This is a genomic window from Paenibacillus sp. p3-SID1389 (assembly GCF_025151705.1).
Lineage (GTDB): Bacteria > Bacillota > Bacilli > Paenibacillales > Paenibacillaceae > Fontibacillus > Fontibacillus phoenicis.
This window is the reverse complement of sequence record NZ_JALXVO010000040.1, coordinates 24,156-40,938: the sequence shown is the minus strand read 5'-3', so window position 1 is coordinate 40,938 and position 16,783 is coordinate 24,156. Positions and strand designations below refer to the sequence as shown.

The window sequence follows — 16,783 nt, the reverse complement described above, 5'->3', positions numbered from 1 at the left end:
TTTTTGCAGTTATCGGGCATCTCCTCCCCTCCCCCGAGCATACCAGCGGCGCTCCGCAACCCCAGCTTAAACCACAAAAAAACCGGTCGGGACACCTCCCAACCGGTTCAATTTCAGTTGCTCTTTGCCGCCTCCGGCAGCAAATCGCGGCAAGCGCGCTCCAGGTACGGATCGGCGCTTAAGAAATCGCGGAACGCCGTATACTCCCGCCAGAGCTGCGAAACGTTCCCTCCGCCCGATTTCACGGCGCGGATCAAAATGTTTTTCGGCGTATGCTCCATATCGATGAACTCCAGCAGCTGCGTTTTGTAGCCCATCACGTCCAGCAGCTTGGCCCGAATCGCATCGGTCGCCAATGCGGAGAAGCGCTCCTTCAGGATGCCATGTCCCAGCAGCGGCTGCAGTACCTCGCTTTGCACCTGGTTAAACAGCTCATGCTGACAGCAAGGCACGGACAGGATGACCGACGCACCCCAGCGCACCGCTTTCTCTAGCGCCGCATCCGTCGCCGTGTCGCAGGCGTGGAGCGTTACAACCATATCCACCGCGCTCAGCTCGTCATAGTCGGCGATGTCGCCAACAAGAAACCGCAGGTCGTCATACTGCAGTTTGCGCGCTAACCCGCTGCAGTGCTCGATGACGTCGGCTTTGAGATCCAGCCCGATCACGTTCAGCTTTCTTTGCTGCTGTACGGCCAAATAGTGATACAGCGCAAACGTCAAATAGGATTTGCCGCAACCGAAATCGACGATCGTCAGCGGCCGGCCCGTCGGCAAATGAGGAAGGACGTCCTCAACCATTTCGAGGAAACGGTTGATTTGCTTGAACTTATCGTACTTTTTGGCAAGCACCTTGCCTTCCCCGTTCATGATCCCCAGCTCCACCAAAAACGGAACCGGCGTTCCTTCCTCCAGCACATATTGCTTCTTCCGATTATGGGTCAGCGTCCCCAGCGGTTTGCGTGACGGTGCTTTTTTCAGAATCGTGACCTTGAACTTCTTGCTGATCAAGACCTGATAATCGGCCTCCGCCGTGCATAGCAATCCTTGCCGGAACGTCTCCTCAAACAGCTTTGTCAGCTCGTCCGCAAATGCCGCGGCCGGGATATTTTGATGCAACACCTTGTTTGGGTAGTGGTAGGCAAATTGATAGTGTAAGCTCTTTTTGATTTCGACCGGCTTGATTTGGACTTTGGTGTATTCCGTCTCCCCCGGTCTGCGGCGGCCGCTGATCGTTGCCGTGATCAGACTGCCCTTCTCCGCCAGTTCGTTTGCGAGTTTGCGCAGTGATTCCATGTTTGATTAACAGCTGCCTTTCTGCATATTAGTCATTCCGTTTGTTCAAAACCGGGCCTCCACGTCGGCAAGCCCCTCCTCAACTTCCTCAGCCGGCAAGCCCCCAGCCGCAAGCGTATCCCGCGGAAGCGCGAGCAATCGCTGGTAAAACTCCACCGCGTCTTCTTTGGTGGCATGGCCTTCCTCCAGCAAGCGGTAGAGTGCATTTTCCGCCTGGTCGTAGCGGCCTTCACCTTCTTCCCATTGCAACACCAGCCATTCGGTGTCCGGCGGAAGACGGTAGGGCTTTAACAGCGATTGCAGCTCAGCAATAGCCGCGGGCAGATCCCAAAGGGAGCGGTCCGCACCATGCAGCGCAGCGGTCAAGTAAAGATGAAGCGACTTGATCCAACGCTTTGCCGCTTCGTCCGGCTCTCCAGAGCTCTCGTACACGTCGCCCTCTTCTTTGAGCAGACGGGACAGACTTTGGAGCTTGTCCGCCTCGATTTCTCCGCCGCTTTGAAACAGGCGTACGATGTCTTTAGCGGGCAAGTTCTCCAGCAGCTGGGAGCTCAAGCGAAACTGCCCTTTAAACAGCTCGTCGAGCGTCCATAACGCTTCGATCTTCTTTTTCTGCTGTTTGAGCATAAACACTTTTCCCAGTACCTCGGTCATTTCCTCGATCATCTTCATAAGGTAATCTCTTCGCAGCACGGTTCCTCCCCCTCTCGTCCCTGATTCAAGCTGGCTTCCCGCCAATTCAAAAAAAGCCGGAAACCGGAGTTCCCCATGAAATCTCCGGTTCCTAGGCCTCGGTTCGACTAGCTGATCATTGCGAAACATTGTTCAAAAGTGCTAGGTTTTACACTTCCACAGTCTTTTCCGTTACGCTGCGCATAAAATCGGCGATGACGGCTGTCAGCTGCTCCGGCGCTTCATACATGCTCATGTGACCCGCGCCTTTGATGACCGCCTTTGTGACGTTGGGTCCTTCGGTCGTAAACAGCCGCGCCATCGGTACGACGGTATCGCTTTCACCTGCGACCAGCAGCAACGGAAGCGATGTCGCCTCCATCACGTCACGGCGGTCGGGCCGCTCACGCATAGCCAGCGCGGCTCCCGTCGCCCCTTGAGGCGGCGTCTTGTAGCCAATCTCCTTTACGCGATCCACTTCGGCTCCAAGTTTGCTGACATTGTCCGGTGCAAATAACCCCGGCACGAGTCCGTCCACAAAGTGGGTGATGCCTTCGGACCGAATGCGGGAAACCGCCTGAAGCCGTTTCTCCTTGGCTTCCTCACTGTCCGGATAGCCGGTTGAATGGATCAGACCAAAGGCATTTAACCGATCTGCATACCGCTGAGCCAACGATAGGGCAGTGTAGCCTCCCATCGAATGACCAAGCAGCGTGTACTTGGTGATGCCCAATGCCTCCATCAGACCTGCGACATCGTCCGCCATTTGATCGATCGTATACGCGCCGACTGGCGCAGTTGTGGCCCCGTGGCCCCGAAGATCGGGGGCGATGACCTGATATTGTTCGGCAAGCAGCGGCTGAACCTTCTCCCAGTAAGCGGAGCTGCCGCAAAAACCGTGCAGCAAAACTACTGTTTCGCCCTGTCCTTGTTGTTCATAGGCGATCGTTGTTCCGTTAACTGTTACTTTGTCCATTACGCTACCCACTTTCATCTCAATTTTTAGAGGTTGTTCAAAAAGTTATCTTTGGATCACGATGTAAACCATGAAACGCATTCGACATCGAATCTTGAATTCAGCCGGTCGCTCCGTTGCTCACTTAGATTCTATCTACGCTCCGCTACTCACTCCCTAGCTTCATCCAACCTTCTCGGTACTCCAAACCTAACTTTTTGAACTCTTATTTGAACTGGTTGTTCAAAAAGTCATCTTCGGATCCAACCCTTCACCGAAATGCCGATGCCGCAGCGCCCGCGATTTCATCGGCCATTTGCATGACCTTGTATAGCGAGGTCATCTGCAGCGTCCAATAGGGCTTGGGGCCGTTGACGTTAACGACTGCGGCAATGCTGTAATGCCCGACCTCCGGCAAGCTGGCCCCGACGGATTGGGCCGGTTGCAACGGCTGGCTGGACACGAGGTACGTCCCCACCGAATCGGCCATCCCCAGGCAGGCATCGATGGCGATGATCACGCGCCCTTCGGGGATTTCGGCCATGCGCCTCTCCAGATTGGTTGCGTCACACGGCTCGCGGAGCGTTCCAATGACGTGCTCAAATCCCAACTCTGTCAGCTTCGTTCCCACCAACGGCCCCAGCGCGTCTCCCGTCGACCGATCCGTACCGATGCATAGAAAGGTAACGTCCTCACGAAGATGCCGGGCACGAATGTCTGCAAAAAAAGCCGCCAGCTCCCCGCCGCTCAGCTTCCTCCGGTTTACTCCCGCCGCCGGCCATTCCTTCTGTTCCTGCATGACCTAGACACGCTCCCTCCCGGTATTTCGTAACCTGATTGTAACGCATTCGGACGCCAGGCCGCAAAATTTCATGAACCGCTTCCCTCGTGGTACAATAGCTAATAACCCATAAATCGGAAGGATGAAAACTTATGGATCTATCCATCAAGAGCAAGGAAAATATCGAGTTCATGATCGAAGCGATCAAAAGCAAGTTGAAAATGGCCTCCGCAGCGGCGATGTCGGCGTCCGCATTCCACGTTAACCAATATGATGATATCCGCGATGTTTATGACATCGTCATGAGCAAAGAGCGGCTTAGCATCTCCGAAGTTGAAGCGCTCGCCCAAGAGCTGGGGAGACTGCGGAATAAAGCCTAACCGGCAAGCCGCTCTAAGTCAGAGTTAGCGTTCCAGCTGAAACGCGATTTCGGCTTGCCCTACTTCCCAGCCCTCATCGTTCTTGATCGAAGACGGGAATGCTTCGCGGAGCTTCTGCAGCGTTCCCTCGTTTTCGTATCCGAGCTGCTCCAGCACGGATAAAGCGATCATTCCCCACTCCTCCTCGGAGCCGTCCTGAATTTTAAACGTGATCCCTAGGCGCTCGCGGCGCAGAGCAAACGCATAAACCCCTTTAAAACCGCCTTTGGCCACGATATTCGGATCGCCCAGCAGGATCGAATCGATCCGCCCGGTGCCGGCAACCAGCAAGGGTTGGCGGTTCATAGCGCCGGTAATGACTCTGACCGCCTCAGCGGTAGCCGAATCCTCGATCAAATCCGGACATGCCAGCTTCAAATAGGCGGAAGCCAAAGCGGATAACGGGAGGGCGAAAACAGGAAAACCGCAGCCATCCGTCCCCAGCGAAATCTGCGCTTCCGGAATCCCCGCCAAGCCGGCCAGCGTCACCAAGATTTCCTTCTGAACCGGATGCTCCGGATGATTATAGCTTTCCAGCGAGTATCCTTTCATTTTGCAATAGGCGAGAACGCCTAAATGTTTGCCCGAGCAATTATGGTAGATTCGACGGTACGTTCCGCCTTGTCGAAGCAGCTGCTCCTTGGCGACCCGATCCAGTGGCAGGCTGGGGGCGCATACGAGCCGTTCTTCCGTAAGCCCCGTCTTCTCCAGCAGTCGATTGAGCGTCTCGACGTGGATCTCCTCGGCCCGATGCGAAGCGGCCATGATGGCAATCTCCTCGTCCGTTAGACCATAAGCCTCCTTCATCCCGGCGCGAATCCCCGGAATCGCCTGAATCGGCTTGGCCGCAGAGCGGGTAAATACGGTGGCTCGGGGATTCCCTGCCTGCCCCACAATGTTCCCTTGTTCATCAACGACGCAAATATGACCATAGTGGGCGCATTCCAGCAGCCCCCCGCGATATTCATTAACCAGCAAAGCTTCGTTATAGTTCATCTCATGTTCTCTCCTTAACCTGATCCATTCCCTGCTCATTTTGCTCCATTCCTACACAGTATAGTACTTTGGAAGCCCGCTGGCTATAGAACGTCCTGCAAGAATCGAGAGAGCGCCAGGTATATGATATATGGCCGTTTGTGCAAACTATTTACGGTTTCATACGAGAACAAAGGAGGAATCGTCCATGACCCAACCCGAGGACCTGCAGGAGCAGTATGTCGCGGGGCAAATCCGTGCTGCCCAAGCCGGCGCATATCCCGAGCATAAAGATATCGAAGAAGCGGAGAACGGATCCATGGTGAATGACATGGAGGATTTGATTCAGTTGGGAGAAGACATGGAGGCGATGCAACCGAACCGGGAAGACAAGAAGGACGGCTTGCTGCCCGATCCCGGGCAATAGACATAACCAAAAAAAGCGCTGCCCCCAATCCCCAGGCAACGCATTTAAGTGGTGTTCATATGATTCATGATTTGCTTCAGCCGTTCGGTCGCTCGCTTCTGAATGCGGGATACACTCATCTGAGAGATGCCCAGCTTCCGGGCAATGGCCCTTTGGGATTGCCCCTCCTGATAGGCCATCAGCAAAACCTGCTGCTCTTGCGCCTTCAATTGTCCCAGCGCTTGTTGCAAATCCATCCGGTTCTCAAGCGCATCGTAATCATCTGCATCCGCGCTGATCACTTCGCCCAGCGTTACGGCGCTTTCATCCGGTGATAAGGGCGAATCCAGGGACACGTAATGATAACAATCCCGGCCGGCCAGCACCTCAACCGTTTCTTCAACCGAGAGCTCCAGATACTCCGCGATCTCCTGCACATTGGGAGATCGCTCCAGCTTCAGCGTCAGCTCATCGATCGCCTGCTGAACCAGCGCTCCCTTTTCCTTAATTCGCCGCGGCACTTGAATATACCAAGACTTGTCACGCAAATAATTTTTCATATGCCCGATCATACTCTTCATCGCATACGGTTCAAACGGAATACCCAGCTCGCTGTCATACTGCTGCAGCAAACGAACCAATGCCATTTCGCCCACCTGGTACAGGTCTTCGTACAAATCCGGCCGATTTCGGGCGATTTTGCCGGCGGCCATTTTGACCATCGAATCGTATTTCTGGATTAACTGCGTGGCGATCTCATTGTCCCTGGTTTGCTGGTACTGTTGAATGAGGCGGGTAGATTCCTGAAATGACGCTTGGGGAGCCGCACGATCAGTCATACCTTCTCCTCACTCCTCTGGAGTCGGCGGACCATCGTCACCCTCGTTCCTTTTCCGGATTGCGTTTCCACGCGGACGTCGTCCATGAGCGCCTGCATCAGATAGAAGCCTAATCCGCCAATCGGGGCCTCACCCAACTCTTTTTCGTGCAGAGTCACGCCTCCAGCCTGTCGCCACGGTTCAAAGCTCTCCCCTTCATCTTTGACCGTAATCGACAAAGCATCGGTTAAGATCTCAAACGTGATCTCCATTTTGCCGGCATCCTGCTTGTACGCATACAACACGGTATTGTTGCATGCTTCGGATACCGCCACCTTCATGTCTTCGATTTCTTCATACGAAAATCCCATTTTCGATGCGATACCGTAAAGATTCAGCCTTACAATATCCACATATTCGGCTGTCGCCGGAAGGCTGATGACAATTCTCTCTGTTTCCTCTACCATTAAGACTCGATCCTTTCCTTATTGGGAGTTCTTCTGCTCCGCGAAAAACTTAGCGATCCCAGTCATTTCAAACAGCTTCCGGATATGGTCCGGTACTTCCTGCACGTAAAAACTCGAGTTCATCCCTTGCCTAGCCTTTAAGATGGACAGAAAAATTCCGATTCCGGTGCTGTCGATGTATTTCAATTCCTTCAGATTCAGGACTAAATCCGCGTCATCGATGCCAACCAGCGGGTCCATCACCTTACGGAAGTCTGGCGCTGCAGACAAGTCCAGCTCACCGCGCAGCGATACGGTACAAACTCCGTTTTCCCGTTGTGTTGTGGTGGAAAATTTCAAACTTTTTCTTGTATTCATGAAATACTCTCCCTGGAATAGGTTTTCTTAATACAACATAACCCAGCTTGTCCACTGCTGAATCAAGGGGATCATTTGAACGAGATCCATACCAGACATTTATCGTCTTCTCTGTTCAGCGGGACGGCATCTTCGAAGAACAACCGACTCATCATCTCGCGGTCGAAGTGATGGCTGCAGGTATTTAACTGCTCCTCCAGCCACGCCTGACGTGCCTCTAAGGAATCCTCCTGTCCATCCATCAACCCGTCGGTGTAGAGGACGAGATGGCCTGGTCCTTCGTAATGTAGAATCTGCGGATGCGTTTCGATTCCATCAAACAAGCCTACGGGCGGCCCCACTTGATCCAAACGAACGGGTTGCTTATTGTTCGTGTACAGGAGGGCAGGCGGATGTCCGGCATTCACGTATTCGATCACTTTGCGCCGGGTATCCACCACAAGATAGATGGCGGTGAAATAATATTGAATCAATTTGCTTTCGATATGCAGCTGGATAAAGCGACGGTTTAACTCTTCAATAACCAGCTTCGGTTCCACATAGGTAAACACGGTATCTTTGAGAACAGAGGAGATGAACATACAGAAGAGGGAAGAAGAAATGCCGTGACCCATCATATCCAGCAGGATCACCGCATACTTCCCCTCACCAAGCGAGTACCAGGAGTACAAATCTCCTGCCAATTCATAGGAAGGCTTGTACAGGGCATCGATTTCGACCTCCGAATCATGGATCGGGGGGCTAAGGACTGCGTTTTGAACAAGCGACGCCAGCTTCAATTCCTCCTGGATGCGCTGATCCCGGTTACGGTGCCAGTCCTTCTCCAGCTTCAGCCGCAGAGCCAGGCGAATCCGCGCCATCAGCTCCACCTTGTTGATCGGTTTCGTCACATAATCCACAGCTCCGGCATCCAACGCTTCCGCCAGCTTGTGGGAATCCCCAACGGCCGTGACTACGATAATGGGAATCTCCTTCAGATGCTCGGAGCGCTGCAAAATCCGACAAGCCTGAATCCCGTCCATCTCCGGCATCATCATATCCAGCAGGATCAAATCCACATCGGATGGCCCGCTTTCTTCAACCGCATCCAAATTTTTGACGCCGAGCCGCTCGAACATGTCCCGGGCCGAAGTTACGGTGACTGTGTTGCGGTAGTTTTCCTTCTTTAAAATCTCACGAATGATCATGGTATTTGTCGGATTGTCGTCAACGATCAAGATTCGCATGATAATCTCCTTAAAATGAGCTTGAGTAAGCATAGAAGTGATATACAGATCACGGTGATAAAAAAAGGAACGGGGCGCTTTCCCGTTCCTTCTCGACTCACAATGCGGGCAAGGCTTGAGTAACATAGTACATTACCCAGTCTAACTCCAGTTGAAACGGCAGATTGAATTGCCGTTAACGTCCGCTTAACTCCGATATTTCTGCCAGACATCGGCGGCGACATCCACCCATTTGACCCAGTTCGCCGGTTTGCGGTTCGCTTCCTGCACCGGCTGCTCCCCTTCAGCTTGCAGCGGCTGGGCCGAAGGTACAGAGGTTGCCGGAGCCGGAGATGCCGGAGCCTTTCGCTTGACCGACAGAGGACGGCTGGCGATACGGCTGGCAAGGGCTGCCGAAACCTGCTTTGTCGCCAGCGTAACTTCACTTAACACTTCACCCGCATGTTTAACCGATTCCATCAGCGGGTCGATCTGCTTCATTTTGTGCTGGATGTCGCTGGTCAGTTCATTCGCTTGCCGGACGACCTGCCGGACGTCGCTGCCCAACTCATCGATCGTTTTTTGTACGTCCTTCAATGTTTCGGTGGTTGTCTTCAGCGAATGTTCCGCCGCTTTCAGCGTTTTGACCAAATAAACGACAAGCACCACAAAAGCCGCCGCAGCCACCGCCACGCTGATCTCCCAAATCATACCTTGTTCCTCGCTTTCCGTCCTTGGGCGTTCACCCGTCTTTCCTTAACTATACACGAAAATGGGCGGAAGTGTGCGAAGAACCGTAATTCTATCGACCTTAAATCGAAAAAGCCGCTTGGCCTCCTCCATCCCAAGAACGGGGCCAAACGGCATGATTAGATTTATTTCAGGACGCTGCCGCCAAACATAAAGCGGTAAACCCAGGAGCCGTCGAGCTTGTCGACGATAACCCCGCCGGATTCATTGGAATACGTGTGCAGGAGCTGGCCGTTGCCAAGATAGATCGCGACGTGGGTAATCCGCTGGCTTTGCTTGTCGATTCCCTGGTAGGACTTGGCCGAAGAGCCTTTATAGCTCATGAAGAAGACCAGATCGCCGCGCTTCAATTGATCGATGCGATATACGGCCGTTCCATTGCTCTTTATGTAATCCCCTTGCTTGCGGGAATCCGCAGGAAGCGTAATGCCCAAGGCATCCTTATAGGCTTGTCTTACGAAATCAGAGCAATCAAACGTATTCGTATTGCTGCGGCTGGAGCCGTACTCGTACGGAGTGCCGAGGTATTTCATACCGGCCTGAATCACCTGCTCGATTTGCTGGCTAATCCCACTGGAAGGAGCGGGAGTTGGTGTTGGCTGCGGCGTGCTGGATTGTCCGCCAATTTCCAAATATTTATCTATCGTACTAACGTAACCAATCGTCCCGTCGTTCGTCTGTACTTTATAGAAATGCTCATTGCTTTGCTCGAGAATCGTTAATGTGGTACCTTTGCGAAGCATCGTGATGACGTTGCCCGAGGTGGACGGTTGATCGCGCAGGTTGACGCCGTACGTCACCGTTGCCGGCAAATTAAGCAAAGGTTGGGAAGGAGCGGTGTTCACGGTTTCCAGTTGAATGTACTTTTCGTTCGAACTGACGTAACCGATGCTCCCATCTTCGGTTTTCACTAGATAGAAATATTTATTGCTTTGATCCAATACGGTGACTTCGGAGCCCTTTTTGAGAAAACCAATCACTTTACCCGAAAGGGAAGGTTGGTCACGGAAATTGACTCCGCCGACAATATGGCCTTTGGTGATCGATTGTGAGGTTGCGGTTGTGGTTGCGGCTGATGCCTGATGAGGAACAGCTGTATAAGTAGAGAGAAGAATGGCACTCAATAATGTGATCGCTACGCTTCGTTTCATGGGTGTTATCCTGCCTCCTAATGTAATAAATCTAGTTGTTAGCCTGCGTTCCAATCCTCCTTTCTTTGGTCTTGCACCCATTATAGCGATTGTCGAAATTAGTCTAAATCGGTCGAAGATCACTTTATAGAAAAGCGTTTTCAAAGACAATGGCCCTAGATTTTACCTATCGGAATTAGAGGCAATCGACCTATAAAAACTGGACGAATGTAACCTATAGCAGCCCTTCCCGTGCAATAGCACCGGATTTCTGCAACGAAAGTACCCGATTTCGCATGTAACCGCATAAATTACATATTAATTCCAATTTAACCAATCGGCCTATTTTTTAGGGACAAATGCCCGCTTTTTCGCCAAAAAAGCCCGAACGGCAGGCTTGGTAAATGTTACCTTAGGCCTGTCCATTCGGGCTTGATTTCGCCTTCATCCTAATTCTTCAATCATCCTTATGACTTCCCGTCCAAAATCGAGTCCTATCTTTCTTTAGGCTCAACATGAACGTGAACATGCATGACGTTTTGCTTCTTTCTCATCCGTTCCTCAACCCGGTCACTGATCTTATGACTTTCGATCACCGTCAATTGCGGATCTACCTCAATGACGACATCGACCAGCACGTGATTCCCGTGAACCCGGGCCTTTAAGTCTTTAATTCCTTCCACGCCTTGAGTTCGGGCAATAGTGCTGCGCAGGTCGCCCAGTTCCTTTTCATCAAATCCATCGGTCAGATTATGCGTCGATTGGCGGAAAATATCCCAAGCGGTTTTACAAATAAGCAAACCTACCGCAATCGCAGCAACTACGTCCAGCCAAGGCAGCCCGAATTGAGCCCCGATAATCCCAACTGCTGCGCCCACACTCACCAGCGCATCCGACAAATTATCCTTGGCCGCCGCCATGAGCGCCTGATTGTTAATCTGCTTCGCCAGCCTGCGGTTGTAAGCATAGACTCCGCCCATCGCCAGAGCACACACGATAGCGATCAGAGCCGACAGAATGTCTGGCTCGCTATGCACACCTTCGATCAATGACCGGACCGCACCTATGATGACTTGGATACCAACCATCGCCATAATAAAAGAAGCGACTAATGCAGCGATCGTCTCCGCACGGAAATGGCCGTAAGCATGGTCGGAGTCCGGCGGCTTCTGTGAGATTTTAAGTCCAATCAGCACCGCCACCGAGGCCACGATATCCGTAAGGTTGTTAAACCCGTCGGCAAGCAGCGCGCTTGAATCAAACACAAACCCGCTGATCAATTTAAAAGCGGACAGAAGTAAATAAGCGGCAATGCTTACCCAAGCCCCGCGTTCCCCTTTGCGTATATCGTCGTAAATATCCAAGCCCCGCACCTCCAGACTTCTCCCCGAAGCCAATAACCTACTTCTTCAAACTCTCATTTCTAAAACATCAGAAGCGTTTAATCATCGTAGCAAATCAACCCCGTGTAAGTCTAGAGAAACAGTGTTGCCCCCGGGAAAAGCAGCCTTCATCATTATTCCCGTTGTACGCGCATTTAAAAACGTATAAAATAGGGACACCCCCTTTCCAATGTCAAGGAGATGATCAGCGTGACGGAAAATGAAGAACCACGTAAAATCGATTTGGCCGAAGCGATGCGCCAAAAACTGCAACAGAAAAAGCAGCAGCAGCAAAACGGCAACAAACCGGGATTGAAAGACAGTTTTCAAACCAAAACACTGAAGAGCCAAAATAATAAGAAACCGAACAACCAGCGCCGCCGGACGGGCGGCTCGTAAGAATCAGCGCAAAAAGCCGCACGCAGCAGTTCCGAAGAACTGCCCGTGCGGCTTTTGGGTTATTTATTTTACTTCTTCCGGATACATCGATTTCCGTAAGTTTTGAATCTCTTCGCTCTCCAGATATTCGTCGTATGTCATAACGCGATCAATGATGCCGTTTGGCGTAATTTCAATGATGCGGTTGGCGATCGTTTGGATGAACTGATGGTCATGCGACGTGAAGAGGATCGTGCCATCAAAGTCGATCAACCCGTTGTTGAGCGCCGTAATCGATTCAAGATCGAGGTGGTTGGTCGGCTCGTCAAACAACAGCACGTTTGCGCCGTTCAGCATCATTTTGGCCAGCATGCAGCGAACCTTCTCGCCCCCGGACAATACGCTCGCTTTCTTCAGCGCTTCTTCGCCGGAGAATAGCATCCGTCCAAGGAAGCCGCGCAGGAACGTTTCGTCCTGATCCTTCGGCGAATATTGGCGCAGCCATTCCACCAGATTCAGGTCCACCCCATCGAAATAACGGGAGTTGTCCTTCGGAAAATACGCCTGCGAAGTTGTAATCCCCCAGCTGTATTCCCCGCTGTCGGCTTCCAACTCGCCCATGACGATTTGGAACAACGTTGTTTTCGGCACGCTGTTGGGTCCGACGAAGGCGATTTTGTCGCCTTTGTTTACGACGAAGCTGACGTTATCCAAGACCTTTTCGCCTTCGATCGTTTTGGTCAGCCCGTCCACGGTCAGCAGCTGCTTGCCCGCTTCACGCTCTGCCTTGAAGTGCAGGAACGGATATTTCCGGTTGGACGGACGGATGTCCTCCAGCGTAATTTTCTCGAGCTGCTTCTTCCGCGAGGTCGCTTGCTTCGATTTCGAAGCGTTCGCCGAGAAACGTTGAATAAAGGCTTGCAGCTCCTTGATCTTCTCTTCCTTCTTCTTGTTGGCGTCCCGCTGCATTTGCAGCGCCAACTGGCTGGATTCGTACCAGAAGTCGTAGTTGCCGACGTACAACTGGATTTTACCGAAGTCGATATCCGCGATATGCGTACATACCTTATTCAGGAAGTGACGGTCATGGGATACGACGATAACGGTGCCTTCGTAGTCCATCAGGAAGTTCTCCAGCCACTGGATCGATTCGAGGTCCAAGTGGTTCGTTGGTTCGTCCAGGAGCAGGTTATTCGGGCGACCAAACAACGCTTGCGCCAACAGCACGCGCACCTTCTCGTTGCCGCTCAGCTCGGCCATCTTCTTATCGTGCAGCTCGCGTGGAATGCCAAGGCCAATCAGCAGCGCCGCTGCATCCGACTCGGCTTCCCAGCCGTTCAACTCAGCGAATTCGCCCTCCAGTTCGCCTGCACGCAGGCCGTCCTCTTCGGAGAAATCGGGTTTGGCGTACAGCGCATCCTTCTCTTTCATAATCGAATACAACCGGCCGTGACCCATGATCACCGTTTCCAGCACGGGGTACTCGTCGTATTCATAGTGGTTCTGCTTGAGGACCGCTAAACGTTCGCCCGGCGTCATAAACACTTCGCCTTGGTTGGGCTCGATCTCGCCGGAGAGAATTTTCAGGAACGTCGACTTGCCCGCCCCGTTGGCCCCGATCAAACCGTAGCAGTTGCCGGGGGTGAATTTTATATTTACATCTTCGAAAAGTGTCCGTTTTCCATACCGGAGCGTCACACCGTTAGTACTGATCATGTTAGGCATTACCATCCTTTTTTCATTATCGAACTACTGGCTCAATATTATAGCATACATTAGCCCTTAAGTTGAGCATTGTCAGGATATTGCAGGCTTTGGGCAAAAAAATACCTCCAACCTTCCCAAAGGAAGGTCAGAGGTAGGAGAGCTTATTCAACCACGGTATAACCTGTGGTGTTCTCCAGAATCTCGACGGAGAAGGTGCTGCCGTCCGCGTTCCGCGTAACGCGAACCGACAAGTGCCCGCCGCCGATCGCGATATGCGTTGCCTCCAGCTGGTTCATGCCTTGCACAAGGAACGGCGACAATGCGATTTCCCGGCGGAGCGCATCGGGGTACAGCCCCAGCATCGCCTGCAGGAAGACGATCGATGTGCCGGCCGCCCAAGCTTGCGGCGAGCAGGTCGTCGGATACGGAACCGGATGGCCCAGACCCGCGTCATGACCGCAGAACAGCTCCGGCAAGCGCTGGTACTCGAAATGCACCGAAGCGTTCAGCAATCCCGAGATAACTTGCTCCGCCTCCTGCTTGAAGCCGAGCTTGCCAAGGCCAAGCAAGATCATGGCGTTGTCATGCGGCCATACGCTGCCGTTATGATAACTCATCGGGTAATAGCCCGTAGATTCCGTACTCATCGTCCGAATGCCGTACCCGTTAAACATATCCGGCTTCATCATCCGCCCGGCCTGCGCCTTGGCGCGAGAAGCCTCGGGCATTCCGCTCATCAGCAGATGCCCCGGATTCGAACTGACGCTGCGGACTTGGCGCAAATCTTTGTCCAAGGCGATCGCGTAGCATTGCTCGTCCTCCATCCAGAAAGCCGACTCGAACCGCGCTTTCAGTTCTTCCGCTTCCGCCTCCAGCCGGCGGGCCGTCTCCGGCTCACCCATCAGCTCGAACAGCGGCGCCAGCGAATGCTTCGCCTGGTAGACGTACCCTTGCACCTCAGCCAGCGCAATTGGCGAATCCGCGTAAGCTCCGTGTTCGTGCATAATCGAATTGGCGGAATCCTTCCAGCCCTGGTTCGGGAAGCCTTTGTCCGCTTCCTGCTTATAAGCCATAAACCCTGAGCCCGACTGCATGGACGCATCGATATAAGCCAATGCGCGCATTATGTTCGGCCGCAACTCCTCCACCAAAGCGAGGTCGCCGGTCCAACGGTAGTATTCGCCGATCAAAACAAGGAACAACGGTGTTGAATCGATCGTGCCGTAGTACGGGGAGAACGGCGATTGTTTCGTGGTCACCAGCTCGCCGAAGCGGATCTCGTGCATGATTTTGCCCGGCTGTTCGTCTCGCCACGGGTCGACCTGCTCCCCCTGATAGGCCGCTAACGTTCTTAACGTTCCCACGGCGTGCCGAGGGTTAATCGGGAGCATGAAGAGCGAGGTGATCAAGCTGTCCCGGCCAAACGGAACAGCAAACCAAGGCAGTCCCGCAACCGTCGTCTCACCGTAGCCGATATCCGTCGTCAACATACGCAAGTCCTGTACCCCGCGCCGGTACAATTCGTTAAATACCGGGGAGTCGGAAGCGATACGGGTGTTGTCCGCATACCAAGCTTCGTACGACTGCTCCAGCCGCTGCAGCCCTTCATCAAAACTAAGCGGCGTGTCCGCTGGAAGCAGCTTGTCCGCCATCGGGACAACTTGAAACGTAACTTGCCATGTCTCTTGGATCTTCAAGGACAATGGGAACGTAACCGTCCCGCCGTCATCCGCCCGTCCGCCTTTAGCGTCCCAGGCGATCCTCGTTTGTCTTGTTTCCTGATCTGCTCCAAGATACCGGAACGTCATATTCTGATCCCCGACGACAACTCCTTCCACCTTGCCAACTTCCCCCGTGCGGTATTTGCGAACCAGGAACATGTCTTGAAAGTCCGCATCGAACGAAACGGATACATCAAAGGCGATCTCCCGTGGAAAATAATTCGTCAAGGCAATGCGTTCATAAAGTCTGCCATTATAGATGAAGCGGTCGCGTGTAACTTCAATCGCTCCGTCATCCTTGGCTTCCTTGATAAGCCGGAAGCTGGCTACATAACTTTTGTCGCCTGCGGAAGACAGAAGCACGGGCTTCCCGCCGTCCACCTCCAGCTCAAAGCGGCTTAAGAAGCGCGTATCCTGCGCGTATAATCCAAATCCCTGCTCATTGTGCCGGCCAATGTCGCCGTTCAGCCCAGAGAGCATAAACAGCTCCCCTTCTTTGATTACGCGGTAATCCATCGTTAGCCTCCTTAAGTTGTGATATCAACCTTTAATGCCGGCGTTTGAGATGCCCTCGATGTACTGCCGCTGGAACAGGAAGAAGAAGAGGATAATCGGCAGCGTCGACAATACGACGCCGGCCATAATCAGCGACGTATTTTCGAAGAATTGGTCCTTCACACTGTTCAGACCTACGACAAGCACGTACATATCCGGCTTATTCGTCAAAGTACTCGGAATCAGATAACTGTTCCAGGTTCCGGCAAATGCCAAAATCGCCATCGTAATCAGCGACGAACGGGCAAGCGGATAAACAATCTTCCAGAAGGCGCCCATCTTCGTCAGACCGTCAATCCGGGCCGCCTCCAAAAATTCGTTCGGCACCGAAATAAAGAACTGACGGAGCATAAAAATATACAGTCCCTGATACAGGAACGGGATGGTCAAAGCCCAAAACGTGTTGAGCCAGCCCAACTGAGCCATGTTGACATAGACCGGGATCAAGATCATATGGTAAGGCACCATCATCGTCGCGACCACGATCCAATAAATGACCGATTTCCCCCGGAAATTCAGCTTGGCCAGTGCAAAGCCTGCCATCGGGTTAATGACCATGTTCCCAAGCACCACCACACCGGTCATGATGATCGTGTTCAGAAACCAGCGCGGTACATTGTAAGCTTCATTCGTAAAAAACAGTTTGAAGTTATCCAGCGTCCAGTTTGCCGGCGAAGTGAGTGTATTCACGAAACGCATCGGCAATACGGAGGAATACAACGTATAAATAAAAGGGATGGCAAACAGAAGCCCCAGAACGATCATGCCGAGGTAAAGAAACGGCCGACCTATGCGCGTACGGCTTTTCAT

General features: G+C 52.7%; 18 protein-coding genes. 3 read left to right on the top strand and 15 right to left on the bottom strand.

The window, feature by feature from the left end; translation table 11 throughout:
* Positions 1-113: 113 nt before the first annotated feature.
* From M3G15_RS15765 to yyaC, 4 genes are all read right to left on the bottom strand, one after another.
* Complete coding sequence (locus tag M3G15_RS15765; RefSeq protein WP_260071452.1) at positions 114-1,295, bottom strand: class I SAM-dependent methyltransferase; 1,182 nt, start codon at positions 1,293-1,295, stop codon at positions 114-116.
* Positions 1,296-1,340: 45 nt separating this feature from the next.
* Positions 1,341-1,988: a DUF6483 family protein gene (locus tag M3G15_RS15760; protein WP_260071451.1), complete on the bottom strand. Its 648-nt coding sequence runs from the start codon at positions 1,986-1,988 to the stop codon at positions 1,341-1,343.
* 148 nt (positions 1,989-2,136) lie between these two features.
* Positions 2,137-2,943 (bottom strand): alpha/beta fold hydrolase, encoded by an 807-nt coding sequence (locus M3G15_RS15755; protein WP_260071450.1) that lies wholly within the window; start codon positions 2,941-2,943, stop codon positions 2,137-2,139.
* Positions 2,944-3,193: 250 nt separating this feature from the next.
* A complete protein-coding gene (gene yyaC / locus M3G15_RS15750; protein WP_260071449.1) occupies positions 3,194-3,721 on the bottom strand; it encodes a spore protease YyaC in 528 nt (175 codons plus the stop codon).
* 134 nt (positions 3,722-3,855) lie between these two features.
* On the opposite strand from yyaC, the gene M3G15_RS15745 reads away from it, so the two are divergent.
* Positions 3,856-4,083, top strand: coding sequence for a DUF1128 family protein (locus M3G15_RS15745; protein WP_009226836.1), 228 nt, complete (start codon positions 3,856-3,858; stop codon positions 4,081-4,083).
* Positions 4,084-4,107: 24 nt separating this feature from the next.
* Here M3G15_RS15745 and M3G15_RS15740 read toward each other — a convergent pair whose 3' ends face one another.
* Positions 4,108-5,118 carry an asparaginase gene (locus M3G15_RS15740; protein ID WP_260071448.1) on the bottom strand — a complete coding sequence of 337 codons (1,011 nt, stop codon included), beginning with the start codon at positions 5,116-5,118 and terminating at the stop codon, positions 4,108-4,110.
* Between the two features lie 187 nt (positions 5,119-5,305).
* Between M3G15_RS15740 and M3G15_RS15735 the strand changes: the two genes are divergently transcribed.
* Positions 5,306-5,524, top strand: coding sequence for a hypothetical protein (locus tag M3G15_RS15735; protein ID WP_260071447.1), 219 nt, complete (start codon positions 5,306-5,308; stop codon positions 5,522-5,524).
* A gap of 44 nt (positions 5,525-5,568) precedes the next feature.
* On the opposite strand, the gene M3G15_RS15730 is transcribed toward M3G15_RS15735, so the two are convergent.
* From M3G15_RS15730 to M3G15_RS15700, 7 genes are all read right to left on the bottom strand, one after another.
* Positions 5,569-6,342 (bottom strand): sigma-70 family RNA polymerase sigma factor, encoded by a 774-nt coding sequence (locus M3G15_RS15730; protein ID WP_260071446.1) that lies wholly within the window; start codon positions 6,340-6,342, stop codon positions 5,569-5,571.
* Positions 6,339-6,788: an anti-sigma B factor RsbW gene (rsbW, locus tag M3G15_RS15725; protein ID WP_260071445.1), complete on the bottom strand. Its 450-nt coding sequence runs from the start codon at positions 6,786-6,788 to the stop codon at positions 6,339-6,341. Before rsbW ends, M3G15_RS15730 begins: the two co-directional genes overlap by 4 nt.
* A gap of 18 nt (positions 6,789-6,806) precedes the next feature.
* Positions 6,807-7,145, bottom strand: a complete 339-nt coding sequence (locus M3G15_RS15720; RefSeq protein ID WP_009226841.1) for an STAS domain-containing protein — start codon at positions 7,143-7,145, stop codon at positions 6,807-6,809.
* Between the two features lie 71 nt (positions 7,146-7,216).
* Positions 7,217-8,371 carry a PP2C family protein-serine/threonine phosphatase gene (locus M3G15_RS15715; RefSeq protein ID WP_260071444.1) on the bottom strand — a complete coding sequence of 385 codons (1,155 nt, stop codon included), beginning with the start codon at positions 8,369-8,371 and terminating at the stop codon, positions 7,217-7,219.
* Positions 8,372-8,557: 186 nt separating this feature from the next.
* The gene (locus M3G15_RS15710) at positions 8,558-9,061 is read right to left on the bottom strand and encodes a DUF948 domain-containing protein (RefSeq protein ID WP_260071443.1); all 504 of its coding nucleotides are present in this window, start codon (positions 9,059-9,061) and stop codon (positions 8,558-8,560) included.
* Between the two features lie 164 nt (positions 9,062-9,225).
* Positions 9,226-10,251, bottom strand: a complete 1,026-nt coding sequence (locus M3G15_RS15705) for a C40 family peptidase (protein ID WP_260071442.1) — start codon at positions 10,249-10,251, stop codon at positions 9,226-9,228.
* A 473-nt stretch (positions 10,252-10,724) separates the two neighbouring features.
* Positions 10,725-11,594: a cation diffusion facilitator family transporter gene (locus tag M3G15_RS15700; protein ID WP_260071441.1), complete on the bottom strand. Its 870-nt coding sequence runs from the start codon at positions 11,592-11,594 to the stop codon at positions 10,725-10,727.
* A gap of 228 nt (positions 11,595-11,822) precedes the next feature.
* Between M3G15_RS15700 and M3G15_RS15695 the strand changes: the two genes are divergently transcribed.
* Complete coding sequence (locus tag M3G15_RS15695; RefSeq protein ID WP_016310846.1) at positions 11,823-12,011, top strand: hypothetical protein; 189 nt, start codon at positions 11,823-11,825, stop codon at positions 12,009-12,011.
* 63 nt (positions 12,012-12,074) lie between these two features.
* Here M3G15_RS15695 and M3G15_RS15690 read toward each other — a convergent pair whose 3' ends face one another.
* From M3G15_RS15690 to M3G15_RS15680, 3 genes are all read right to left on the bottom strand, one after another.
* Entirely contained in the window at positions 12,075-13,706 is a 1,632-nt protein-coding gene (locus M3G15_RS15690) for an ABC-F family ATP-binding cassette domain-containing protein (RefSeq protein WP_036646543.1), read from the bottom strand.
* A gap of 152 nt (positions 13,707-13,858) precedes the next feature.
* Positions 13,859-15,934 (bottom strand): amylo-alpha-1,6-glucosidase, encoded by a 2,076-nt coding sequence (locus M3G15_RS15685; RefSeq protein ID WP_260071440.1) that lies wholly within the window; start codon positions 15,932-15,934, stop codon positions 13,859-13,861.
* A 24-nt stretch (positions 15,935-15,958) separates the two neighbouring features.
* Entirely contained in the window at positions 15,959-16,783 is an 825-nt protein-coding gene (locus M3G15_RS15680; protein WP_009226849.1) for a carbohydrate ABC transporter permease, read from the bottom strand.